The 23,075-nt window shown below is 71.9% G+C and carries 25 protein-coding genes; 16 read left to right on the top strand and 9 right to left on the bottom strand.

Annotated features, from left to right (window positions below):
- Positions 1 to 169 precede the first annotated feature (169 nt).
- The 9 genes from ACFY10_RS37515 to ACFY10_RS37475 all read left to right on the top strand — a co-directional run bounded on the left by ACFY10_RS37515 (position 170) and on the right by ACFY10_RS37475 (position 8,803).
- On the top strand, positions 170 to 1,357 hold the full coding sequence (locus ACFY10_RS37515; protein ID WP_390669756.1) for a segregation and condensation protein A: 1,188 nt from the start codon (positions 170 to 172) through the stop codon (positions 1,355 to 1,357).
- Positions 1,354 to 2,007, top strand: coding sequence for an SMC-Scp complex subunit ScpB (gene scpB, locus ACFY10_RS37510; RefSeq protein ID WP_390669755.1), 654 nt, complete (start codon positions 1,354 to 1,356; stop codon positions 2,005 to 2,007). Before ACFY10_RS37515 ends, scpB begins: the two co-directional genes overlap by 4 nt.
- The gene (locus ACFY10_RS37505) at positions 2,007 to 3,128 is read left to right on the top strand and encodes a pseudouridine synthase (protein WP_390669754.1); all 1,122 of its coding nucleotides are present in this window, start codon (positions 2,007 to 2,009) and stop codon (positions 3,126 to 3,128) included. Before scpB ends, ACFY10_RS37505 begins: the two co-directional genes overlap by 1 nt.
- A 100-nt stretch (positions 3,129 to 3,228) precedes the next feature.
- Positions 3,229 to 4,191, top strand: a complete 963-nt coding sequence (locus ACFY10_RS37500; RefSeq protein WP_390669752.1) for a sigma-70 family RNA polymerase sigma factor — start codon at positions 3,229 to 3,231, stop codon at positions 4,189 to 4,191.
- Entirely contained in the window at positions 4,188 to 4,742 is a 555-nt protein-coding gene (locus ACFY10_RS37495) for a TIGR03086 family metal-binding protein (RefSeq protein WP_390669751.1), read from the top strand. The genes ACFY10_RS37500 and ACFY10_RS37495 overlap by 4 nt, the downstream gene beginning before the upstream one ends.
- A gap of 54 nt (positions 4,743 to 4,796) precedes the next feature.
- Positions 4,797 to 6,233: a DHA2 family efflux MFS transporter permease subunit gene (locus tag ACFY10_RS37490; protein ID WP_390669750.1), complete on the top strand. Its 1,437-nt coding sequence runs from the start codon at positions 4,797 to 4,799 to the stop codon at positions 6,231 to 6,233.
- Positions 6,234 to 6,299: 66 nt separating this feature from the next.
- On the top strand, positions 6,300 to 7,031 hold the full coding sequence (locus tag ACFY10_RS37485; protein ID WP_390669748.1) for an NUDIX domain-containing protein: 732 nt from the start codon (positions 6,300 to 6,302) through the stop codon (positions 7,029 to 7,031).
- Positions 7,028 to 8,050 (top strand): ADP-ribosylglycohydrolase family protein, encoded by a 1,023-nt coding sequence (locus ACFY10_RS37480; RefSeq protein ID WP_390669747.1) that lies wholly within the window; start codon positions 7,028 to 7,030, stop codon positions 8,048 to 8,050. The genes ACFY10_RS37485 and ACFY10_RS37480 overlap by 4 nt, the downstream gene beginning before the upstream one ends.
- Positions 8,051 to 8,053: 3 nt before the next feature.
- Positions 8,054 to 8,803 carry a DNA polymerase beta superfamily protein gene (locus ACFY10_RS37475; RefSeq protein WP_390669746.1) on the top strand — a complete coding sequence of 250 codons (750 nt, stop codon included), beginning with the start codon at positions 8,054 to 8,056 and terminating at the stop codon, positions 8,801 to 8,803.
- Here the strand turns inward: ACFY10_RS37475 and ACFY10_RS37470 are convergent.
- Genes ACFY10_RS37470 through ACFY10_RS37455 form a run of 4 tightly spaced genes read right to left on the bottom strand, consistent with a single transcriptional unit; the run spans position 8,735 to position 11,183 of the window.
- A complete protein-coding gene (locus tag ACFY10_RS37470; RefSeq protein ID WP_390669745.1) occupies positions 8,735 to 9,472 on the bottom strand; it encodes a DNA polymerase beta superfamily protein in 738 nt (245 codons plus the stop codon). The two genes, ACFY10_RS37475 and ACFY10_RS37470, sit on opposite strands and share 69 nt — an antisense overlap.
- Before the next feature lie 22 nt (positions 9,473 to 9,494).
- Positions 9,495 to 9,905 (bottom strand): Rieske (2Fe-2S) protein, encoded by a 411-nt coding sequence (locus ACFY10_RS37465; protein ID WP_390669744.1) that lies wholly within the window; start codon positions 9,903 to 9,905, stop codon positions 9,495 to 9,497.
- Positions 9,902 to 10,486, bottom strand: a complete 585-nt coding sequence (locus ACFY10_RS37460; protein ID WP_390669743.1) for a DUF6529 family protein — start codon at positions 10,484 to 10,486, stop codon at positions 9,902 to 9,904. Before ACFY10_RS37460 ends, ACFY10_RS37465 begins: the two co-directional genes overlap by 4 nt.
- A gap of 28 nt (positions 10,487 to 10,514) precedes the next feature.
- Entirely contained in the window at positions 10,515 to 11,183 is a 669-nt protein-coding gene (locus tag ACFY10_RS37455) for a hypothetical protein (protein WP_390669742.1), read from the bottom strand.
- A 230-nt stretch (positions 11,184 to 11,413) separates the two neighbouring features.
- Here ACFY10_RS37455 and aroH point away from each other — a divergent pair, with 230 nt between their 5' ends.
- The 5 genes from aroH (at position 11,414) to der (ending at position 15,982) form a co-directional block, all read left to right on the top strand.
- Positions 11,414 to 11,776 carry a chorismate mutase gene (gene aroH, locus ACFY10_RS37450; protein WP_390669741.1) on the top strand — a complete coding sequence of 121 codons (363 nt, stop codon included), beginning with the start codon at positions 11,414 to 11,416 and terminating at the stop codon, positions 11,774 to 11,776.
- Entirely contained in the window at positions 11,773 to 12,858 is a 1,086-nt protein-coding gene (locus ACFY10_RS37445) for a prephenate dehydrogenase (RefSeq protein ID WP_390669740.1), read from the top strand. Before aroH ends, ACFY10_RS37445 begins: the two co-directional genes overlap by 4 nt.
- 227 nt (positions 12,859 to 13,085) lie before the next feature.
- Positions 13,086 to 13,772, top strand: coding sequence for a (d)CMP kinase (gene cmk, locus ACFY10_RS37440; protein WP_390669739.1), 687 nt, complete (start codon positions 13,086 to 13,088; stop codon positions 13,770 to 13,772).
- Positions 13,730 to 14,422 (top strand): lysophospholipid acyltransferase family protein, encoded by a 693-nt coding sequence (locus ACFY10_RS37435; RefSeq protein WP_390669738.1) that lies wholly within the window; start codon positions 13,730 to 13,732, stop codon positions 14,420 to 14,422. Before cmk ends, ACFY10_RS37435 begins: the two co-directional genes overlap by 43 nt.
- A gap of 81 nt (positions 14,423 to 14,503) precedes the next feature.
- Positions 14,504 to 15,982, top strand: a complete 1,479-nt coding sequence (der, locus tag ACFY10_RS37430) for a ribosome biogenesis GTPase Der (RefSeq protein ID WP_390669737.1) — start codon at positions 14,504 to 14,506, stop codon at positions 15,980 to 15,982.
- Between the two features lie 50 nt (positions 15,983 to 16,032).
- On the opposite strand, the gene ACFY10_RS37425 is transcribed toward der, so the two are convergent.
- Complete coding sequence (locus ACFY10_RS37425; RefSeq protein ID WP_390669736.1) at positions 16,033 to 16,383, bottom strand: hypothetical protein; 351 nt, start codon at positions 16,381 to 16,383, stop codon at positions 16,033 to 16,035.
- A 61-nt stretch (positions 16,384 to 16,444) separates the two neighbouring features.
- Complete coding sequence (locus ACFY10_RS37420) at positions 16,445 to 17,227, bottom strand: hypothetical protein (protein ID WP_390669779.1); 783 nt, start codon at positions 17,225 to 17,227, stop codon at positions 16,445 to 16,447.
- A gap of 503 nt (positions 17,228 to 17,730) precedes the next feature.
- Here ACFY10_RS37420 and ACFY10_RS37415 point away from each other — a divergent pair.
- Together ACFY10_RS37415 and ACFY10_RS37410 are read left to right on the top strand one after the other, a co-directional pair.
- The gene (locus tag ACFY10_RS37415; RefSeq protein ID WP_390669735.1) at positions 17,731 to 18,384 is read left to right on the top strand and encodes a transglycosylase family protein; all 654 of its coding nucleotides are present in this window, start codon (positions 17,731 to 17,733) and stop codon (positions 18,382 to 18,384) included.
- 139 nt (positions 18,385 to 18,523) lie between these two features.
- Positions 18,524 to 19,162, top strand: a complete 639-nt coding sequence (locus ACFY10_RS37410) for a transglycosylase family protein (RefSeq protein ID WP_390669734.1) — start codon at positions 18,524 to 18,526, stop codon at positions 19,160 to 19,162.
- Here the strand turns inward: ACFY10_RS37410 and ACFY10_RS37405 are convergent.
- From ACFY10_RS37405 to ACFY10_RS37395, 3 genes are read right to left on the bottom strand one after another with little or no spacing between them, the layout of a single operon-like run.
- Entirely contained in the window at positions 19,062 to 19,772 is a 711-nt protein-coding gene (locus tag ACFY10_RS37405; protein WP_390669733.1) for an ATP-binding cassette domain-containing protein, read from the bottom strand. The two genes, ACFY10_RS37410 and ACFY10_RS37405, sit on opposite strands and share 101 nt — an antisense overlap.
- A complete protein-coding gene (locus ACFY10_RS37400; RefSeq protein ID WP_390669732.1) occupies positions 19,769 to 22,540 on the bottom strand; it encodes an ATP-binding cassette domain-containing protein in 2,772 nt (923 codons plus the stop codon). The genes ACFY10_RS37405 and ACFY10_RS37400 overlap by 4 nt, the downstream gene beginning before the upstream one ends.
- 11 nt (positions 22,541 to 22,551) lie before the next feature.
- Entirely contained in the window at positions 22,552 to 23,028 is a 477-nt protein-coding gene (locus ACFY10_RS37395; protein ID WP_390669731.1) for a hypothetical protein, read from the bottom strand.
- Positions 23,029 to 23,075 lie beyond the last annotated feature (47 nt).

The raw sequence follows: 23,075 nt of genomic DNA, 5'->3' as shown, positions 1-23,075 counted from the left end.
GCCCGTGGAGCGGGCTTCCGAGCGGGAGGCCTTGGCGCCGGAGCCGGTCCGTGGGTCTGAGCCGGACGCCTTGGCCCCCAAGACAGCTCCCGAGCGGAAGGCCGCAGCCCCGCAACTGGTCCCTGAGCCGAAGGCCCTGGCCTCCGAAGCGGTTCCCGAGCCCAAGGCTATGGGTCAGGCTTCGGACCCCGAGCCAGAAGCCACGGCCCTGGAGCCGGCTCCTGAGCCGGGCGCCGTCGCCCCGGAGCTGGCTCCTGAGGTGGGCGCTGGGGTCCTGGAGTTGGCTCCCGCGCCGGACGCCGTAGCCCCGGAGGCGGCTCCCGCGCCGGACTCCGATGCCCCGGAGCTGGCCCCCGAGCCACAGGCCGCGGCAGTCCCAGAGGGCTTTGTCGAGCCTCAGGCAGTGCTGCCGGAATCCTTTGCCGGGCGCCAGGTCGTAGTCCAGGAGGCCCTCGCCGGGACAGGTGCCGTCATCCCGGAAGTGGAAGCGGAAGCGGAAGGGGTAGCCGAAGCCGGAGCCGTTGATCCCGGTGGTCCCGAGGGACCTGCCGACGGTGTGTTCAAGGTTCGGCTCTCCAACTTCGAGGGGCCCTTCGACCTGCTTCTTCAGCTGATCTCCAAGCACAAGCTGGATGTCACCGAGGTCGCGCTGTCCAAGGTGACCGACGAGTTCATGGCGCACATCCGGGCGATGGGGCCGGACTGGGACCTGGATCAGACGACCGAGTTCCTCGTGGTCGCGGCCACGTTGCTCGACCTCAAGGCCGCCCGGCTGCTGCCCTCCGCCGAGGTCGAGGACGAGGCCGACCTCGCGCTCCTGGAGGCGCGGGACCTGCTGTTCGCGCGGCTGCTGCAGTATCGCGCCTACAAACAGATCGCCGACATCTTCAATCAGCGGCTCGAGGAGGAGGCCCGGCGCTACCCCCGTACCGTCGGCCTCGAACCGCACCACGCCGAGCTGCTGCCCGAAGTGGTCATCAGCATCGGGGCGGAGGGGTTCGCGAAGCTCGCCGTGAAGGCGATGCAGCCCAAGCCCAAGCCGCAGGTGTATGTGGATCACATCCACGCACCGCTGGTCAGCGTGCAGGAGCAGGCCGGGATCGTGGTCGCGCGGCTCAGGGAGCTCGGCGAGGCCAGCTTCCGGGCGCTGGTCGAGGACACCGACGACACCCTCACCGTCGTGGCAAGGTTCCTCGCCCTGCTGGAGCTGTACCGGGAGAAGGCCGTCGCGCTCGATCAGGAGACGGCGCTCGGGGAGCTGATCGTGCGGTGGACCGGCGGAGAGGGCGAAGCCCAGCCGATGGTGACCGACGAATTCGACCGACCGCCCGAGCCACCCAAGGAGGACAAGGCGTGAGCGAGGACACCACCGGCCTCCCGGCAGGGCCGCGCACCGTCGCCGACCTCGACCTCAAGCCCGCCCTGGAGGCCGTCCTCATGGTCGTGGACGAGCCCGCGACCGAGGAACACCTCGCGAAGATCCTCCAGCGGCCGAAGCGGCAGATCGGGGACGCACTGCGGGAGCTGGCCGACGAGTACGCCGTGCAGGGCCGCGGATTCGAGCTGCGGCTGATCGCCGGCGGTTGGCGTTTCTACTCCCGGCCCGAGTACGCGGCGGCCGTCGAGGGCTTCGTCCTGGACGGCCAGCAGGCCCGGCTCACCCAGGCCGCACTGGAGACCCTCGCGGTCGTCGCGTACCGTCAGCCGGTCAGCCGCAGCCGGGTCTCGGCCGTGCGAGGAGTCAACTGCGACGGGGTCATGCGCACCCTCCTGCAGCGGGGTCTGGTCCAGGAGGCGGGCACGGAACCCGAAACAGGTGCGATCCTGTACACGACGACGAACTACTTCCTGGAGCGGATGGGCCTGCGCGGTCTGGACGAGCTCCCGGAGCTCGCGCCCTTCCTCCCGGAGGCGGAGGCGATCGAGGCCGAGACACTGGAAGGGGTCCCGTCGTTCGATCCGGACGCTCCGGATTCCGAGGACGCAGACGACAAGACGGAACTTTGATGCGAAGCAGCAGCGGCAGGAACAGCAGCGGAAACAACGGCGGGAGCCGTGGTGGCAACAGCGGCGGCCGCGGCGGGAGCAGCGGTGGCCGCGGTAATTACCGCGGCGCCGGGAACGCCCGAGACGACAAGCAGGGCGGCCGGCCGAAGAAGCCGCGCCCGGAGGAGCGGCGCTACGACGTAGGCCCCGGCGCCACCCACGAAGGACCGAAGTCCGGGCGCGGCGCCTCCGCGCGCGGAGGCGCCAAGGGCGGGCCCAAGCAGGGCCAGGGCACCGGGCGCGGCCGTTCGGTCCCCGCGACCTCCCGCGAGTACGAGGCGCGGGCCGAGGAGCGCAACCGCGAGCGGTACGCGGGCAAGAAGGACGTCAAGCTGCCCAAGACCTTCCCGGGCGCCGAGCAGGAGGGCGAGCGCCTGCAGAAGGTGCTCGCGCGCGCGGGCTACGGCTCCCGGCGTGCCTGCGAGGAGCTGATCGAGCAGGCCCGCGTCGAGGTCAACGGCGAGATCGTCCTCGAGCAGGGCAAGCGCGTCGACCCGGAGAAGGACGAGGTCAAGGTCGACGGGCTGACGGTGGCGACGCAGTCGTACCAGTTCTTCTCGCTGAACAAGCCCGCCGGTGTCGTCTCGACGATGGAGGACCCCGAGGGGCGGCAGTGCCTCGGTGACTACGTCACCAACCGCGAGACCCGGCTCTTCCACGTGGGGCGGCTCGACACCGAGACCGAGGGCGTCATCCTGCTCACCAACCACGGCGAGCTGGCGCACCGCCTGACCCACCCCAAGTACGGCGTGAAGAAGACCTACCTCGCCGCGATCGTCGGCCCGATCCCGCGCGACCTGGGCAAGAAGCTCAAGGACGGCATCCAGCTGGAGGACGGGTACGCGCGCGCGGACCACTTCCGGGTCGTCGAGCAGACCGGCAAGAACTACCTGGTCGAGGTCACCCTCCACGAGGGCCGCAAGCACATCGTCCGGCGCATGCTGGCGGAGGCGGGCTATCCGGTCGAGAAGCTGGTGCGCACGTCCTTCGGGCCGATCACCCTGGGCGACCAGAAGTCGGGGTGGCTGCGGCGGCTGTCGAACACCGAGGTCGGGATGCTGATGCAGGAAGTCGACCTCTAGCAGCCATGTGCAACGGCCGGTTCCGGATCCTCTCCGGGACCGGCCGATTCGTTTTCGGCCCGCCGCCGGTCTGTACTCGTGACCGGCGAGAGGAATGGCCATGCCTGCTACGACGACGGACCGCGACGAGTTCGTCCGGCTGACGGACCCGTACCGGCGGGAGCTGCTCGCGCACTGCTACCGGATGCTGGGCTCGGTCGACGAGGCCGAGGACCTGGTGCAGGAGACATATCTGCGGGCCTGGCGGTCCTACGACGGCTACGAGGGCCGCGCGTCCTTGCGGACCTGGCTGCACCGCATCGCCACCAACACGTGTCTGACGGCGCTGGAGAGCCGTGCGAGGCGTCCCCTGCCCGCGGGGCTCGGCGGGCCGTCAGAGGCGCCTGAGGAGCCGCTGAGGGCCCCTGCGACGGACGTTCCGTGGCTGCAGCCCCTGCCCGACTCGCTCGTCGACCCGGCGACCGTCGTGGCCGCCCGCGGCAGCCTGCGGCTCGCGCTGGTCGCCGCGCTGCAGCAGCTGCCCGCCCGGCAGCGGGCCGTGCTCATCCTGCGGGACGTGCTGGCGTGGCGGGCGCCCGAGGTCGCGTCCCTGCTCGGGACCTCGACGGCGGCCGTAAAGAGCAGCCTCCAACGCGCGCGTGCCCGGCTCGACGAGGTCGCCCCCGACGAGGACCTCGTCGTGGAACCCGAGGGCGCGGCGGACCGCGAGGTGCTCGACCGGTACATGGCCGCCTTCGAGCGCGCCGACATGGACGCCCTGCTCGACCTCCTCCAGGACGGCGTCGAGCTGGAGATGCCGCCCAACCTGGAGTGGTTCAGCGGCAAGAAGGACGTGCTGCGGTTCCTGCGGGCCAGGGGACACGGGGAGGACCGCTACCGCATGCTGCCCACGCGCGCGAACGGGCAGCCGGCCGTCGTCATGTACGTGCGCGGGGTGGACGGCGTGCTGCGCGCGCACTCGGTGCAGGTGCTCACCGTGGAGGGCGGCACACTCGCCCGCATCACGGCCTTCATCGACCTGGCGCAGGTCGTCCGCTTCGGGTTCCCCCGGGTGCTGTCGTGAACTGCGGGGAGCTGCTGGAGCGTTCGCTCGCCTATGCGCTGGGGAGTGTCGCCGGGGTCGGGCCCGGGAGCCTGGAGCGGGGCACTCCGTGCGCGGAGTGGGACCTGGGTGAGCTGCTCGGGCATCTCGACGACTCGCTGGACGCCCTGCACGAGGGGCTGACGGGCGGGCGGATCGAGCTGTTCCCGGGGCGACCCGGGGGAGATCTCGCCTGCGCGTTCCGCACGCGCGCGTGTGCCGTGCTCGGCGCCTGGGCGGCCGGGCCGGGGGAGCGGGTGCTGGTGGGCGAACTGCCGCTGGACGTGCGGGTGATGGCCGCCGTCGGGGCGGTGGAGATCGCCGTGCACGGGTGGGACGTGGCGCAGGCCTGCGGGCGGCCCCGGCACATACCCGGCCCGCTGGCCGCCGAGCTGCTGCCGGTGGCGCGGTGCGTGGTCGCGGCCGAGGACCGGGGCGTGCGGTTCGGCGCGCCGGTGGCCGTACCGCTGCACGCGGGGCCCGACGCGCGCCTGCTGGCCTTTCTGGGGCGGCGCGATTCCTTTCCGGGGTGAGGGTGGTCTGCCTTCCGTGAGCGACCTCAAGAGCTCATGGAAGGAACCCCCGTCATGACCGACACACTGAGTGTCTCCGTACGCAAACCACCCGCCGAACAGGCCCCGCACCGGCGTGTGTGGACGGTCGTCCTCGCCGGGCTCGGCGCGCTGTTGTGCTCCCTGGACGTCGTGGTCGTCGCCACCGCGCTGCCCGCCCTGCGGGCCGACTTCGGGGCGAGCCTGTCCGACCTGGAATGGACGATCAACGCCTACAACCTGGTCTTCGCCTGTCTGACCCTGACCGGCGCCGCGCTCGGCGACCGGTTCGGGCGCCGGCGGATGTACATCGCCGGACTCGCCGTCTTCACCCTCGGCTCGGCCGCCTCCGCGCTGGCGGGCGGCCCCGGGCAGCTGATCGGCGCGCGTGTCGTGCAGGGCGCCGGGGCCGCCGTACTGCTGCCGCTCACCCTGACCCTGATCAGCGAGGCGTTCCCGGCCGAGAAGCGGGGTGTCGCCATCGGGGTGTGGGGCGGGGTGACCGGGCTCGGTGTGGCCGCCGGGCCCGTGCTGGGCGGGGCCGTCACCGAGGGCCTGTCCTGGCAGTGGATCTTCTGGCTGAACGTGCCCATCGGGCTCGCGATGCTGCCCCTCGCCGCCACCAAACTCCGCGAGAGCTACGGCACCCGGCCCCAACTCGACCTCGTGGGTCTGGTGTTGGCGGCCGTCGGGGTGACGGGACTGGCCTGGGCGCCGGTCCGGGCGCCGCAGGCGGGCTGGGGGAGCGCCGAGGTGCTGACCGCTCTCGCCGCCGGGATCGTGTTCCTGGCCGGCTTCCTCGTCTGGGAGCGCAGGGGAGCCCGGTACCCGATGCTGCCGCTCGAGCACTTCCGCAACCGCGGCTTCTCCGTCGCCAACGCGGCCGCCTTCCTCGTCTTCGGGTCCCTGCTGGGTGCCCTCTTCATGATCACGCAGCTCTTCCAGACCGGGCTCGGCTACTCCCCGCTGGAGGCGGGCGTGCGCATCCTCGTCTGGAACGCCATGCCCCTGCTGGTCGCTCCGGTCGCCGGCGCCCTCGCGGACCGCTTCGGCACCAGGCCCTTCATGTTCGGCGGCCTCGCGCTGCAGGCGCTGGGCCTCGCCCTGCTGGCCTGGCAGGTCCAACCCGGCGTCGACTACGGGCAGTTGGTCGTCCCGCTGATCATCGCGGGCATCGGCATCTCCATGGTCTTCCCGAGCGTCGCCAACGCCGTGACCTCCGCCGTCCCTCTCGGTGACGCGGGCGTCGCGGCCGGCGTCAACAACGCCCTGCGCGAACTGGGCGGTGTCTTCGGCATCGCCGTCGCCGCCCTGGTCTTCACGCAGTACGGCGGCTACGGCTCACCCGCGTCCTTCCTGGACGGCTGCGCACCGGCGCTGTGGGTGTCGGCCGGGGCGGCGGGAGTGGGGGCCGTGGTGGCGGCCTTCGCACCGGGCCGGAATCAGGCGGCATCACCCGCTCTGGAGTCCTGACCGAGGGGTTGTGAAAAGCACCCACCCTCTTTATAGTCGTACTGACCATAAAAAGGGTGGGTGCTCATGGCTCTCGACAAGGCGGGCTACGACAAGTACGCCTACGAACCGTTCGCCGTCACCGTCGACCTCGCCGTCCTCACCATCCGCGCCGGCGCCTTGCACGTGCTGCTCGTCGAGCGCGGACAGGAGCCGTACGCCGGACACTGGGCGCTCCCCGGCGGCTTCGTGGAGCCGCGGGAGTCGGCGGAGACGGCCGCCCGGCGCGAACTCGCCGAGGAGACCGGCCTCGAGGACGTCACCGGGCTGCATCTGGAGCAGCTGCGGACGTACAGCGAACCCGACCGCGACCCCCGGATGCGGGTCGTGTCCGTCGCCTTCACCGCGCTGCTGCCCGACGCGCCCGAACCGCACGCCGGCAGCGACGCGGCCGAGGCCCGCTGGCTGCCGTACGACTCGCCCCGGCCGCTCGCCTTCGACCACGACGCGATCCTGGCCGACGCCCACGAACGGGTCGGCGCCAAGCTGGAGTACAGCTGTCTCGCCACCGCCTTCTGCCCGCCCGAGTTCACGCTCGGCGAGCTGCAGCAGGTCTACGAGACGGTCTGGGGCACCGCCCTCGACCGGCCCAACTTCCGCCGCAAGGTGCTCGCCACGCCCGGTTTCGTCGAACCGGTCCCCGGCGGTGCGCGCCTGACCGGCGGTCGCGGCAAACCGGCCGCGCTCTACCGCGCGGGACCGGCCACCGCCCTGCACCCGCCCCTCCTCCGACCGTCCCGGGAAGGACGCCCCGCATGACCGCCACCATCGTCGACAAGCAAGCAGCCACCGGGGCGTTGACCGGCCTCGCACTCGGGGACGCGCTCGGCTTCCCGACCGAGTTCCACGACGTGCCGTCGATCCTCGCCATGTACGGGCCGTGGCGGGAGATGCGGCTGCCCACGCCCGCGATCGTCACCGACGACACCCAGATGACGCTGGCGCTGGGCCGGGGCCTGCGGACGGCCATGGACCGCGGGGTGCTCGCCCCGCAGCGGCTGGAGCGGCCGCTGCGCGAGGAGTTCGTGAACTGGTACCAGTCACCGGAGAACAACCGGGCGCCGGGCAACACCTGCCTGCGGGCCTGCAGCCTGCTGAAGGACGAGAGCCGCGCCTGGCAGGACTCCAGCCAGATCGGCTCCAAGGGCTGCGGCGCCAACATGCGCGTCGCGCCCATCGGGCTCGTCCCCGGCCTGAGCGACGAACAGCGCGCGGGCGCCGCCCAGTTGCAGTCCGGCCTGACCCACGGGCATCCGACGGCGCTCGCCGCCTCCGACCTCACGGCCCGCGCCGTACGACTGCTCGCGCAGGGCGCCGAGCCGACCGGACTGGTCGGCCTGCTGCGGTCGTACGCCCTGGAGAACCGCAGCCGCTACCACCACGCCTGGCTCGGCGACCTGTGGACCCGTGCCGACGACGCCACCCCCGAGGAGTTCATCGCGCGCGGCTGGGACGAGTGCCTGGAGATCCTCGGCCGCCTTCAGGAGGCAGTGCGCACGGCCTCGCCGGAGACCGACCCCTGCCTGGCCACCGGCGCCGGCTGGATCGCCGAAGAGGCCCTGGCGACGGGCCTGTTGTGCTTCCTCCTCTTCGTCGACGAACCCGTGACGGCCATCCGCCGGGCCGCCTGCACCTCCGGCGACTCGGACTCCATCGCCTGCCTGACGGGCGCCTTCGCGGGGGCGTATCTGGGGGCGGAGGCCTGGCCGACCGAGTGGGCCGACCGCATCGAGTACCGGGGTGACCTGCTGACCCTCGGTGCCCTCTGGGACGCTTGAGGGATGATCGACGCCCTGGACCTCGACCTGACGCCGGTGGTCGCCGAGCAGCCCGACCCGGTCCTGTTCGCGACCGTCTCCGGCGCACATCTCTACGGCTTCCCGTCGCGCGACTCGGACGTGGACCTGCGGGGCGTGCACCTGCTCCCCACGGCGGACCTGGTGGGGCTGCGGGAGCCGGAGGAGACCCGGTCCCGGATGTGGGACCGGGACGGCGTCGAGATGGACCTGGTCACGCACGACCTGCGCAAGTTCGTACGGCTGATGCTGCGCCGCAACGGCTATGTGCTGGAGCAGCTGCTCTCGCCGCTGGTCGTGCACACCACGGACGCGCACGGCGAGCTGGCCGCGCTCGCGCCCGGTGTCGTGACCAGCCATCACGCCCACCATTACAGAGGGTTCGCGACGACCCAGTGGCGGCTGTTCGAGAAGACCGGCGAACTCAAGCCGCTGCTCTACACCTTCCGTGTCCTGCTCACCGGCGTCCATCTGATGCGCAGCGGCGAGGTGCAGGCCCATCTGCCCACCCTGCTGAGCGAGTTGGACGCCCCTGCCTATCTGCCGGAGCTGATCGCGGCGAAGGCGGAACAGGAGCACGGAGACGCCGGTGTCGACCACGCACGCGTGGCGGCCGACATCGAGCGGCTGCACGGTGCGTTGGACGAGGCGCAGGCCGCCTCGGTCCTACCCGACGCCCCCACCGTGTACGACGCCCTGCACGACTTCGTCGTAAGGATCCGTCTGGAGGGCTGAGGCGCGGCGGACCCGTACGAGGAAGTCCTCGACGGGGCGCTGGTCCGGGACCTCGGGGAGCGGGCTTCGGCGGGTCGCCTCGTCGGCCTCGGCCGCCAGCCGGTTCATCCAGGACTCGACCTCGGGCCAGGGGACCTCGCCGCGCTTGACCGCCAGCAGCGGCTCGCGCTGGTCGCCCACGTCGATGGTGAGGGCACCCGTACGCAGCAGGTCGCGGGAGCTCATCAGCAGGCGCAGCAGGTGCATCGCGTGCTTCCAGCGTGGAGCGCCGTGGAGACGGACGTGGGCCTCCAGCTTCTTGCGCTGGCCGAGCGCGTAGCGCGCGAACGTGTCGTGGGCCCGGCGGGAGAGGAACGCCCCGCGCAGGGCGAGGAGTTCGCGGCCGGTGTCGTCGATGTGCTCCACGAGCGGGGAGTGCAGGCACTCCAGGATGTTCGGGTTCGCGCGCAGGGCCAGCTCGCAGAAGCGTTCCAGCTCCCAGCTGAACTGCTCCTCCGCCGGGCCCTCGACATGCGTCGGGGGCTTCTCGAAGCGCCAGAAGAGAGGAGCGGGGGCCACGAACACGCCCCTGCGGTCGGTGTCGCTGCCGTCCGTCGCCAGACCGAAGGCGCGCGAACCCATGACACAGGCGTAGATCGTGTGGTCGCGCACCAGGGTCTCGGGATGCATGTCCCGGAGCGTACGTGGCACCTCACGCCAGACGGATCGAATTTCCGTCCACCTTGATCTGCTCCGGGGGCAGCGGCTTCGGCGCGGGGCCTTGGGCCACCGAGCCGTCGGCCACGTGGTACTTGCTGCCGTGGCAGGGGCAGTTGATGGTGCCGCCCGAGACTGTGCTCACCGTGCAGCCCTGATGGGTGCAGACCGCCGAGAAGGCCTTGAACTCGTCCTTCTTCGGCTGGGTGACCACGACCTTCTGGTCCTTGAAGATCTTGCCGCCGCCGACGGGGATCTCGGAGGTCTTCGCCAGCTCCTGCCCGCCGGAGGCGTTCACGGAGGACGATCCGGAGCCGCTGTTGTCGCCGTACTTGCTGCAGCCCGCGGCGAGCGTCACTGCGCCCGTCGCGAGGAGAACCGTGCGCCGCGTCGAGCGGTGGGTCATGTCGTCACTCCGAACGTGCGGAAGAACCAGAGGGCGGAGGTCAGCCAGATGAGGGTGAGGATCGTGAAGACCAGGCCGCCGACCAGCGGCAGCAGCCAGCCGGGAAGGCGCTCCGAGCGGAGCAGCAGCATCTTGGCACTGAAGGCACCGAAGAAGAAGCAACCCAGAAGGGAGTGCCACATGACGCGTGTCGAGTAGGTCTGGTAGCCCAGTGCGTAGAGGCAGTGCACCGCCACCGGGACGGCCACGAGGAACGCGATACGGCCCGACCAGCGGTGCAGCCTCGCCGACCAGCGCGGGCCCGGCAGCTTGCCGTAGACCATGAAAGCGCTGATCAGTTGGATCAGCGCGAAGAAGAACGCTGTCGATGCCAGCCATGACTTCACCGCGCCCGTGCTGCTGAACCCCGCGAGGTTGAAGGCGGTGCCGGCCGGGTGGTGCGTCTTGCCGTACACCCCGAGCCCGACCGCCACCGCGGCGGCGACCAGAGCCGGAATCAGATAGCGGGCGGGGCTCGGCGCGCGGTGGGCCGGTGGCTGGGGAGGGAAGCTCTGGGTGGCGGCGTTCGGGTCGACGGTCATGTCGGCTCCCTGGGGCAGGAGGAGAAGGTCAGGGCGTTACGGGGTGTGCCGTGAGCTGCTGGCCGTCGACTGTCGTCGCGCCCGTCTCCGGGTCGATGGTGGGCGCGGCCGAGGGCTCTCCGTCGCGGGTGACGATGCCGACCTGCTTGCCGCCGGGCAGGACGATCCAGCCGCCGACGATCCTGGCGCCGGCCACCTGGCTGTTCGCCCGGTAGATCCCGGACGGCTTCTTCGCCTTGTCGATGGTGAAGGCGTAGTGCCCGCCGCCGAGGTCCGCGGTGCCGCGGATCTGCCTGCTCCCCTTCAGCGTGCCGTTCAGCTTCGCGCCGTGGTCGCCGGTCAGGCTCAGGCTGCCGTCCGCCTTCACGTCGCCCTTCAGCCATGACTCGATGTTGTGGCCGTCGCAGAAGTACGCGATCGCCTTGCCGCCGCGCAGCGAGACGGCGACCGCGGACGAGTCGTCGTCGGTGCGGCCGGTGTAGACGCCGCTCGGCGCCGCCGACCGCGATGGGGAGGCGGCGGCGGACGGACTCGTCGTCGAAGGCGTCGAAGTCGTCGGCGGCGCCGAGACGGCCGGCGAGTTCTCCTTGTACGGGTTAGACGCGGTCTTCGTCCCCGAAGTCGCGTTGAGCGTGAGCATGAACACGCCGAACAGCAGTCCCGCGAGCAGTGTCAGCAGCGGTCCAGGACGCTTCATCAAGGGCCTCCCCCGAGGCGAGTGTCCTGCCATCAGAGCGGACCGGCGGGCCCGGCGTAAAGAGGCGCACGGGGTGCACTCCGCCCAAGTAGCGGAATAGATACATTCAGGTGACATTGTCGTAGATCGTCGGGTCGTCTCAGCGGGCGGGCGTCGCGCACCCGCGCGCCGCGGGCTGACTACGCTGGACGGTCGAAGAGTCGATCCGTACATCAGCGAGGAGCAGAGCCGTGGCGGTACGAGCGGTCCGGGGAGCCGTCCAACTGGAACGGGACGAGGCCGGGCACATGGACGAGCAGGTCGGGGCCCTGCTGACCGCCATCCTCGAGCGGAACGCGCTCACCGCCGACGACCTGATCAGCATCTGGTTCACGGCCACGCCCGACCTGCACAGCGACTTCCCGGCGGCCGCCGCGCGCAAGCTCGGCATCGTCGACGTACCCCTGATCTGCGCCCAGGAGCTGGACATCGAGGGCGCCATGCCGCGCGTCGTGCGCGTGCTGGCGCATATCGAGTCCGAGCGGCCCCGCGCCGACATCGCCCACGTCTACCTCGGCGCCGCGGCCGCCCTGCGCAAGGACATCGCCCAGTGAGGACCGCGCTCGTCATCGGCACCGGGCTCATCGGTACGTCCGCCGCCATCGCCCTGTCCCAGCGGGGCGTCGTCGTCCACCTCGCCGACCACGACCCCGGGCAGGCCCGTACGGCCGCCGCGCTCGGCGCCGGCACCGACGAGGCCCCCGACGGGCCGGTCGACCTCGCGATCATCGCCGCACCGCCCGCCCATGTGGCCGGGGTGCTCGCCGACGCGATGCGCCGGGGCGCGGCGCGCGGCTACCTCGACGTGGCCAGCGTCAAGGGCGGCCCGCGCCGCGAGCTGGAGGCGCTGGGCCTGGACCTGTCCGCCTACATCGGCACGCACCCCATGTCGGGCCGCGAGAAGTCCGGCCCGCTGGCCGCGACCGGCGACCTCTTCGAGGGCCGCCCCTGGGTGCTGACGCCGACCCGGGACACCGACACCGAGGTGCTCAACCTCGCCCTGGAGCTGGTCTCGCACTGCCGTGCCGTCCCGGTCGTCATGGACGACGACGCCCACGACCGCGCCGTCGCCCTGGTCTCCCACATGCCCCACCTGGTGTCCAGCATGGTCGCCGCGCGACTGGAGTACGCCGAGGAGGCGGCCGTACGACTCTGCGGCCAGGGCATCCGCGACGTGACCCGGATCGCCGCCTCCGACCCCCGGATGTGGATCGACATCCTGTCCGCGAACCCCGGGCCGGTGGCCGACCTGCTCTCCGACGTCGCCGCCGACCTGGAGGAGACGGTGCAGGCGCTGCGGTCCCTGCAGTCCTCCGACGAGGCCAAGCGCGGAGAGGGCGTCCTGGGCATCGAGGACGTCCTGCGGCGCGGGAACGCCGGACAGGTCCGGGTCCCGGGAAAGCACGGGTCCGCTCCGCGGGCGTACGAGGTCGTGGCCGTCCTCATCGACGACCAGCCGGGGCAGCTGGCGCGCATCTTCGCCGATGCCGGTCGGGCCGGGGTCAACATCGAGGATGTGCGGATCGAGCACGCGACCGGGCAGCAGGCGGGCCTTGTCCAGCTGATGGTGGAGCCGCAGGCGGCGCCGGTCCTCACGGCGGCATTGCGGGAACGGGGCTGGGCGATCCGGCAGTAGGTTCTCGCCCCGCCGCCCCTACCCGTCCCGTCCCTGGGGGCTCTGCCCCCAGACCCCCGGTCGGCCCTGAAGGGGCCTCGTCCTCAAACGCCGGACGGGCTGGAGTGCAGTGACCGGCGGCGACCAGTGACCACTCGTCCGGTTGAGTGGCCCGCACCCAGTAACCTTGTGCAGGGCACCATCGCGCCCCACACTCCCACCGCACCGCACCAGGAAGGTGTCCCCCCGTGGAAAACGGCGCCGCCAAGCCCGTGATTGTCGCCATCGACGGCCCGGCCGGCACGGGCAAGTCGAGCACGTCGAAGGCCGTCGCCGCGCAGCTCGGCCTGAGCTACCTGGACACCGGCGCCCAGTACCGGGCGATCACCTGGTGGATGGTGAACAACGGGATCGACATAGACGACCCCTCCGCGATCGCTGCCGTGGCGGGCAAGCCCGAGATCGTCTCCGGTACGGACCCGGCGGGCCCGACGATCACGGTCGACGGCACCGACGTGGCCGGCCCGATCCGCACCCAGGAGGTCAGTTCCAAGGTCAGCGCGGTCAGCGCGGTGCCCGAGGTGCGCGCCCGGATCACCGAGCTGCAGCGCTCCCTGGCCACCTCCGCGGAGGACGGCATCGTCGTCGAGGGCCGTGACATCGGTACGACCGTGCTGCCCGACGCCGACCTGAAGATCTTCCTCACCGCCTCCCCGGAGGCGCGTGCCGCCCGCCGCAGCGGCGAGCTGAAGGGTGCCGACGTGCACGCCACCCGCGAGGCGCTGATCAAGCGCGACGCGGCCGACTCCTCCCGCAAGACCTCGCCGCTCGCCAAGGCGGACGACGCGGTCGAGGTGGACACCACCGACCTCACGCTCGCGCAGGTCATCGAGTGTGTCGTCACCCTCGTCGAGGAGAAGCGGGCCGGGAAGTGACCGCACCTTCCGTCCCTTCCGAGAAGGGCGCCGAGGTCGGGCGGCGGATCGGCGTCGGCCTGATGTACGGGCTGTTCAAGCCGCGGGTGCTGGGTGCCTGGAAGGTACCCGCCACCGGCCCGGTGATCTTCGCCGTCAACCACTCCCACAACATCGACGGGCCGATGGTCATGGGCGTGGCGCCCCGGCCGACGCACTTCCTGATCAAGAAGGAGGCGTTCATCGGCCCGCTCGACCCGTTCCTGCTGGGCATCGGCCAGCTGAAGGTGGACCGCTCGGTCGCCGACCGCGGGGCGATCACGCAGGCCCTGGACGTGCTGTCGGCCGGGGGAGTCCTCGGCATCTTCCCGGAGGGCACCCGCGGCGAGGGCGACTTCGCCTCGCTGCGCGCCGGGCTCGCCTACTTCGCCGTACGCAGCGGCGCCCCGGTCGTCCCGGTCGCCGTACTGGGAAGTTCCGAACGGCGGGGACGGTTGATAAAGGGGCTGCCTCCGCTGCGCAGCCGTATCGACGTCGTCTTCGGCGACCCCTTCGAGGCGGGCGACGGCAGCGGACGGCGCACGCGCAAGGCGCTCGACGAGGCGACCGAACGCATCCAGAAGCAGCTCACCGCACACCTGGAAAACGCCAGGCGCCTGACCGGGCGCTAAGCGACACTTGAGTAGTGGATCAGCCGGGAGAAACCCGGTTGTTCCACCGATCACCACGATGAACGACGAGGTACGGACTTCATGAACGACCACATCCACTCCGACGGCTCGGGCGGGGAGCACGACCACGGAGCGCTTGGCGACGCCGAGTACGCGGACTTCATGGAGCTCGCCGCGGAAGAGGGCTTCGACCTCGAGGACGTCGAGGGTGCCATCGAGGAGGCCGGTCACGGGCCGCTGCCCGTGCTCGCCGTCGTCGGCCGCCCGAATGTCGGCAAGTCGACCCTCGTGAACCGCATCATCGGCCGCCGCGAGGCCGTCGTGGAGGACAAGCCCGGCGTCACCCGCGACCGCGTCACCTACGAGGCCGAGTGGTCGGGCCGCCGCTTCAAGGTCGTCGATACCGGCGGCTGGGAGCAGGACGTCCTCGGCATCGACGCCTCCGTGGCCGCGCAGGCCGAGTACGCGATCGAGGCCGCCGACGCCGTCGTGTTCGTCGTCGACGCCAAGGTGGGCGCGACCGACACCGACGAGGCGGTCGTACGACTGCTGCGCAAGGCCGGCAAGCCCGTCGTGCTCGCCGCCAACAAGGTGGACGGCCAGAGCGGCGAGGCGGACGCGGCCTACCTGTGGTCGCTGGGCCTCGGCGAGCCGCACCCCGTCTCCGCCCTGCACGGCCGGGGCACCGGCGACATGCTGGACGCCGTCCTGGAGGTCCTGCCGGACGCCCCTGAGCAGACCTTCGGCACCGCGATCGGCGGGCCGCGCCGCATCGCCCTGATCGGCCGCCCGAACGTCGGCAAGTCCTCCCTCCTGAACAAGGTGGCGAACGAGGAGCGCGTCGTCGTCAACGAAATCGCGGGCACCACCCGCGACCCGGTCGACGAGCTCATCGAACTCGGCGGCGTCACCTGGAAGTTCGTCGACACCGCCGGTATCCGCAAGCGCGTCCACCTCCAGCAGGGCGCCGACTACTACGCCTCCCTGCGCACCGCGGCCGCGGTCGAGAAGGCCGAGGTGGCGGTCATTCTGATCGACGCCTCCGAGTCCATCTCGGTGCAGGACCAGCGGATCGTGACGATGGCCGTCGATGCGGGCCGCGCGATGGTCATCGCGTACAACAAGTGGGACACCCTCGACGAGGAGCGCCGCTACTACCTGGAGCGGGAGATCGAGACCGAGTTCGGCCAGGTGGCGTGGGCGCCCCGGGTGAACGTCTCGGCGCGCACCGGCCGGCACATGGAGAAGCTGGTCCCGGCGATCGAGGCCGCGCTGGCCGGCTGGGAGACCCGCGTTCCGACGGGCCGTCTGAACGCCTTCCTCGGCGAGCTGGTCGCCGCCCACCCGCACCCCGTCCGCGGCGGCAAGCAGCCCCGCATCCTCTTCGGCACCCAGGCCGGCACCAAGCCCCCGCGGTTCGTGCTGTTCGCCTCCGGGTTCATCGAGGCGGGCTACCGGCGCTTCATCGAGCGCCGGCTGCGCGAGGAGTTCGGCTTCGAGGGGACGCCGATCCATATCTCGGTGCGGGTGCGCGAGAAGCGCGGCAACAAGAAGAAGTAGGCGAGACATGGGTGAGGGCGGTCCCGATCGGGACCGCCCTCACCCATGTCTCAGCGAACGCTGCGCGGGCCGGGTGGCAGTGCGGCCGGCACGCGCTGCCACTGCGACTGCTGCCGGGCGCTGTAGGCCCCGGCGCTGTAGGCGCTGTACGAGCTGCTGAACGACCCCGGCCGGTGACCTCCGTGCGGCTCCGTACTGGTCGGAATGTTCCCGAAGGCGGTGAACCCCAGGTTCTCCTCGCCGCTGCGGTCACCCGGCAGCGTGCGGAAGGACTTGACGTACTCGGAGTAGAGCGCGTCGTAGATGGGCGTGGCCGAGTGGCTGCCCGAAATGTCCTGGCCCGAGCGCGCGGAGGGAATCGGCTGGAAGGGCTGGCGGCGGGGAACGTCGTATGCATGCACGTATGTCCAAACGACCCCGAACTTCAAGGGATGCGGTTGGTATCTGCCTCTTTGGGCGTGCTCACGTCCCCGCGAGAGGCATGGCGACCCCGACCAGCTTCCCGTTGGCCGCCGCCTTGTCCAGGGCGTCCCGCAGCAGGTCCTCGCGGGGCTGACGCCCGATGGACCCGACCGGAGCGGCGAACATGAGCACCTGCTGATGCTTGTTGGCGGCGGCCCGCCAGCCCTCGGTCACCTGGAGCGGCTGATGCGCCTGCCACCACGCCACCGGCTGCCCGCCGTTCGTGCCGGGCTGCAGTACGGCGTGCAGCTGCCCCATGGCGAGCAGCACCGACCAGCCGTGCAGTACGGGCGGCACCTCGGCCAGCTCCATGAGCGGCATGAACCCCTGCTCGATCAGCAGCGGCAGGAAGTCGTCGCCGAGCCCGGTCGTGCCCGGCCGCACGATGGGCCCGGTCGGTTCGACGACCAGCGCCGGGTGCAACTCCCCGGCGATCAGGACGAGTCCGCTGGTCACACCGAGCACGGCCTGCTCGGGGACGACCTGCTCGGGGTCCAGGTCCACGGTGTCCCCGGAGATGGACCGCACGGCCCCCTGGAGCTGCTCCTCGGTGACCTGGACGACCTGTGAGGGCAGGCAGGTGGCGTGGGCGAAGGCGAGGACGGCGGTCTCCTCGCCGATGAACAGGACGGTGCTGGTGCGCTCCTGTTCGGAGTCGCCCGGGGTACGGCAGGACGTGCAGTCGTAACTGCCCGGGGCGTTCTCTCCGGTGAGCAGCCGGTCGGCTTCTTCGTCGCCGATCTCGGCGCGTACCTCGTCGCTGACGTCGAGCATGCGCGGCACGGTGACTCCCTCGGGAAGCGGTGCCCGGGTGGGTCCCGGGCTCATGAAGAAGACAACGGGCGATCTGTGGCGGGAGTCACGCTCCAGGGCGAACGGAATCGAACCATCCACCGCACAGGGTCACCACAGGTGCGGAATCGGGCACTCACCGTCAATTCCTTGGAAATCCAAGGAAGTTGGTTCCGTGAAGTGGGTCACAGATCGTCGAGGCACCTGGTCGACAAATCGTGAAATCGGCGAATGAAGTGGGTGGCCGGAAATAACCGATACCTGCGGTAACGGCGAACTGGCCTGGAATGACAAGCAGTTGGTTGCTGATGCCTCGACAGGCTCCCTAGATTCCTCGGCCGTGTGCAACGAGCACCGCTCGGGACCGTCCGCCGGCCGCACCAAGCCAGCACCCAGCACCACCTCCGGCGGACGGGGCGGAGCGCGACGACCGCGTCGATGCGTGGGAGTGCGCCCCGCCTTGGGGGACCCCGAGTCCTTGGAGAGGGAATTACATGTCCGAATGTGCCGATACCAACCGCGACAACGTTCGTAAGACGCAGGCTCGTACGACGGCGGTCCTCGCCGGGGCGGCACTGCTCGCTCCGCTCGGGCTGCTGGCCGCGACCGGCAACGCCGCGGCGGCGGACGGCGGAGTGTGGGACCGCATCGCCCGGTGCGAGAGCGGCGGCAACTGGCACATCAACACCGGCAACGGCTACTACGGCGGGCTCCAGTTCTCCGCCGGCACCTGGCGCGCGTACGGCGGCTCGGCCTATGCGCCGACGGCCGCCGGGGCCTCCAGGGAACAGCAGATCGCGGTGGCCACCAAGGTCCAGCACGCCCAGGGTTGGGGCGCCTGGCCGGTCTGCTCGGCACGGGCCGGAGCGTACGGCAGCGCACCCGCGGCCTCCTCCGGTTCCGCAACCACCAAGTCCACCGAGTCCTCGGCGGTTGCCAAGTCGAAGCCGTCGAAGGCGCCGGCACGTTCGACGGGCCACACGACGCGCGGTGCCTCCCGCGGCGACTACACCGTCCGCGAGGGCGACACCCTGAGCAGGATCGCCGCCCGGCACGGGACCACCTGGCAGCGGCTGTACGCCGCCAACAAGGCCGTCATCGGCGGTGACCCCGACCTGATCGTGCCCGGGCAGCAGCTCAACCTCTGAGCCACCCACCCGGCAAGAGCCTGTGAACACAGGCTCTTGCCGGGTGCGGGCCCCGTCCGGTCGTCCGACCGGGTGGGGCCCTTCGGCGCACCGGACGCGCCGGAGCGGCCGCAGGCCGCCCACTGCTTACCGTGGCCCGATGTTCCGCATGCACCGCACGCAGTTCGCACTCGCGCTGGCCGCCGCCCTGTTCAGCGCCCTCGTCCCCGTCACGGCCCAGGCGGCACCGCCGCCCCCGCTGCCGGGAGCGCTTCCGGTGCGCTTGTCCTACGGCTGCGCCAAGGACCACTGGCCCTGGGGCTGCATCGCGGACTGCGAGAGCGGCGGGCGCTGGGACATCAACACCGGGAACGGCTTCTACGGCGGTCTGCAGTTCCAGCAGTCCACCTGGAAGCACTTCGGCGGGCTGAAGTTCGCCCCGCGCGCGGATCTCGCCACCCGCGAGGAGCAGATCGCCGTCGCCGAGAAGGTACTCGCCGCCCAGGGGTGGGAGACCTGGCCGGCCTGCTCCCAGCGGTACCGGCTCCAGGGGCGTGTGCACGCCGTGCACGCCGGCGAGACGCTGGTGTCGATCGCGGACAGGTACGGCCTCGACGGCGGCTGGCTGTCGCTGTACCGGGCCAACAAGGACATGGTCGGCACACGTCCGAACCGGCTGAACGTCGGCACACAGCTGCTCATCCCGGGGGGCTCGGCCCGCGTCCAGGAGCCGTACCAGGACTTCGAGGCGGCCGGTCCGCCGCTGTCCGACGCTCCCGTTCGCCCGCCTCTCCGCTGAACACGACGGCGCCCCGGCGCAGTTCGTACACGAGGACCCCCGTCCGGTCCTGGAGCCCGGGCGGCAGCCGCTGCTCGGCGATGACGACGCACGCGTCGACGGCGCCCAGCAGGTCGTACGTGCGGGCCGCGACCGCGGGTGACATGCCCTGCGCGGGCTCGTCGACGAGCACCACGCGTGCGCGTGCCAGCAGGGCGCGGGACAGGGCGAGCATGCGCTGCTCGCCTCCGGAGAGGGTGCCGGCACGGCGCGTGAGCAGGGGCTCCAGCTGCGGGTAGGCCTCGAGGGCGAAGCCGTAGTCCCTGGCTGCCAGTTCGAGGTTCTCGTGCACGGTGAGGGACCCGAACACGGCCTGCCGCTCGGGAACCAGACACAGCCCGCGCCGAGCCCGCTCGTACGCCGGCATCCGGCTCACGTCGACGCTGTCCCACACCACCGCGCCGCCGGACAGCGGTACGAGCCCGGCCAGCGCGCGCAGGGCGGTCGTACGGCCGGATCCGTTGCGGCCGAGCAGGACGGTGAGGCCGGGGCCGGGGGCGGCGAGGGTGATGCCGTGCAGGGCCTCCAGGGGGCCGTAGCGCACGCGCGCGTGGCGCAGGGAGATGGTCATGGGCGCGCCTCCCCGGTGCCGAGGGCGTCGAGTACGTGCTCGGGCGGGCCGGAGGCGACGATGCGGCCCGCCGTCATGACCTGCACGACATCTGCGAGGTCGGCGACCAGGTCGAGGTCGTGCTCGACCACCAGGAGGGCGGTGCCGTCGGCCGCCAGGGCCTTCAGCACCCGTGCCAGAGCGGCGACTTCGGCGCTGTCCAGGCCGGCAGCGGGCTCGTCGAGCAGCAGCACGCGCGGACTGCCCGCGAGGGCCCGGGCCAGCTCCACGCGGCGCAGCGTGCCGGTGGGGAGGCCTGCGGCGGGCAGGGTCCGTACGGGGCCGTCGAGGCCGAACAGCCGCAGCGCCCGATCCACGGCCCCCGGATCGCTCAGCCGGCCCTGCTCGGCACCCACGCGGACATTCTCGGCCACGGTCAACGACGGGAAGACGGCCAGCTGTTGGAACGTGCGGGCGATTCCCAGCCGGGTGCGGGCGTGGGCGGCCAGGCGGGTGATGTCCCTTGCGCCGAGCCGCACTTGCCCGTGCGTGGGGCGCAGGGTGCCCGCCAGGCAGTGGAACAGGGTGCTCTTTCCCGCCCCGTTGGGGCCGACGATGGCGGTGACCTGTCCCGGGGGGACGGTGAGGTCGACTCCGTCGAGGGCTTTGAAGCCGCCGTAGCGGGCGTGGAGGGTGCGGGCTGTGAGTACAGGTGCGGGTGTGTGGGGGTGCACCCGGCCTTCGGCCGGGTTTGTGTTCCCACCCGCACCACCCGTGCCACCCGTACCACTTTCGTGGTCGGGTGCGGGTGGCCCCTGTGGGGGCCGAGCAGCATCGGCGGCTGCGGGTTGTGGGGGTGAAGTCCGCCGGGACGTCTCCTGCAGGCCCGCCGCCGTCACCCCCGCCAACGCCGGCCGCCCCTCGGCCCGTTGCTCCGTCGGCCGCAGCCGCGCCCGTGCCCGCAGCCCCAGCTCCGTCAGCCTCGCCCTTCGCCCGAGCCGCAGTCGTCCCGCGGCTGTTCGCAGTGCCTCGTACGGGCCTCCGGGGAAGCGCCCGACGAGCACCGCCAGCACGCCGATCAGCGCCGCCGCCACCCCGCCCCGGGCGCCCGCGTCGAGGCCGACCAGGAGGGCGGCCGCGGCCAGGGCGCCCAGGGTGCTGTCGGCGCCCAGTACCACGACGGCGGCGAACCACAGCAGGCCGCGGACCGGGTCGTAGGCGCCCGGGTCGAAGGCCCGCAGGCCCATGCCGAGCATGCCGCCGCCGAGCGCGGCCAGGGCGGCGCCCGAGACGAAGGCCAGGAGCTTGAGCGACGGGACCTGGACGCCGGCTGCCGAGGCGCCCGACTCGTGGTCCCGCATGGCGGCCAGGGCCCGGCCCGTGCGGCCTCTGCGCAGTGCCCGCGTGGCCAGCAACGCGGCTGCCAGCAGGGCCAGTTCGAGGACGTAGTACGCGCGGTCGCCGTCGAAGCCCGCCGGGCGGTCCAGAGACAGTCCGGACGTGGCGTACGGCTGGGCGAAGACGAAGCGGCTCACCCCGACGCCCACCGCGAACGTCGCCAGCGCGAGCGCGAGGCCCTGGCGGCCGATCGCCGGCCAGCCCGTCAGGAGGCCCAGGGGAGCGACCAGAACGACCGCCACCGCCAGGGCGGCCAGCTCGGGCAGTCGCGGCAGGCCCGGGAAGCGGCCCGCCGCGAGCAGGGCCGTGAACAGGGCGCCAAGGCCCGCGTACGCCGCCTGCCCGAGTGAGATCTGGCCGCCCCGGCCGGTGACCACCACCAAGGACAGCAGCACCACGCCCAGCGCCGGCACCTGGACCGACGTGTGCAGGTCCGAGCCGGCGAAACCCAGCGGGAGCAGGAACAGGACGACGGCCACGATCCATGCGCCCGGCGGCGTCGGCACGCGCGCGGTGGCCGTGCGCGGCAGGGCGTCGCGCGTACCGATGCGGGGCAGGACGAGAGCGGCGACCAGCAGGGCCACCACGAACAGGTTCGCGCCCACCGCCTGCAGCAACGGCTCGCCCCAGCCGGAGGGATGCAGCCGCGTCAGCTGGCTCTGTGCGATCCCGATGCCCAGCGCCACGACGACGGCCAGCGGCAGGTTCCGCATCCGCGCCGCCACCGCGACCGCCACCACCTCCATGACGAGCAGCGGCAGTCCGTACGGGTCCAGGCGCACGTACGGCGCCAGCAGGACGCCCGTCAGGCCCGCCGTGAACGCACCGAACGCCCAGCCCGCCGCCGCCACCCGGTCCGCGTCGATCCCGCCGAGCACCGCAAGCTGCCGGTCGTCCACCACGGCCCGCAGCTCCCGCCCGAACCGCGTCCACCGGATCACCGCCCCGACGCCCATGGCCAGCACCAGCACCACGGCCAGCTGGCCCCACGGGTCCTCCGACACGAGTTCCGGGGCGTCGTCCCGCGCCCCCTGCCCCCACACCAGCGCCGCCCCGCCGACCAGCAGTACGAACACCCCGATGGATGCGACGAGCGTCTGCGCCGGGTCGCTGCCCAGGACCGCGAGCGGCCGGAAGACGAACCGCTCCAGGACCACGCCGATCGCCGGAGCCAGGACGACCAGCGTCACCGTCGCCGCCAGCCACAGCGGCCAGCCCCACTCGACCACGCACTGCCGCAGCACATACGCGCACACCATCGCGATCGCGCCGTGCGCGAAGTTGAGCACGCCGGTCGCGCGGTACGTCACGATCAGGCCGATTCCGGTGAGCGCGGCCGCGCTGCCGACGGAGAGCCCGGCGAGCGTGAGGTCGTACGTCAGGGAAGACATCAGGGAGTACTTCAGTCGGTCTCGTCGGCGGGTTCGCAGATCGGGCACGGGCCCAGCTCGCCGCTCGTCAGCAGTTTCGCGTCGACCGGTACGGCCTCCACCTTGCCGGAGACCAGGGGGCAGTCCGCGCGGTGCCACAGTGTGCCGCCGGGCACCATCAGCAGGTCCCCGCTGACCGCGAGGGGCAGGGCGGCCGCCTGCCGGGACTCGTCGGCGTCGGCGGACTCGGCGGCGACCAGGAGGCCGTACAGCTCCTCCACGCGCGCGGCGGCGAGGGCGTTGCGCCCGTGGGTGAGCAGCACCGACCCGGCGATGATCAGTGCCGCGCCGGGGACCGTGCAGGAGGCGAGGTAGGGCAGCTGCCGCTCGGCGTAACGCTCGCCGGAGATGCCGTACCAGCCGATGACGCACAGCACCGCACCCGCGGCGAGCGCGGCCCAGCCGGCCCACAGGACGGGGTGAACGGTCCGCAGTCGCGCTGTCCGCATCGTTGGCTCCTCGTCCGTTCACACACGTCGAGTGTCTGTCCATGTCA

The organism is Streptomyces sp. NPDC001401 (assembly GCF_042895385.1).
GTDB lineage: Bacteria > Actinomycetota > Actinomycetes > Streptomycetales > Streptomycetaceae > Streptomyces.
This window is presented reverse-complemented; position numbering and strand designations above follow the sequence as displayed.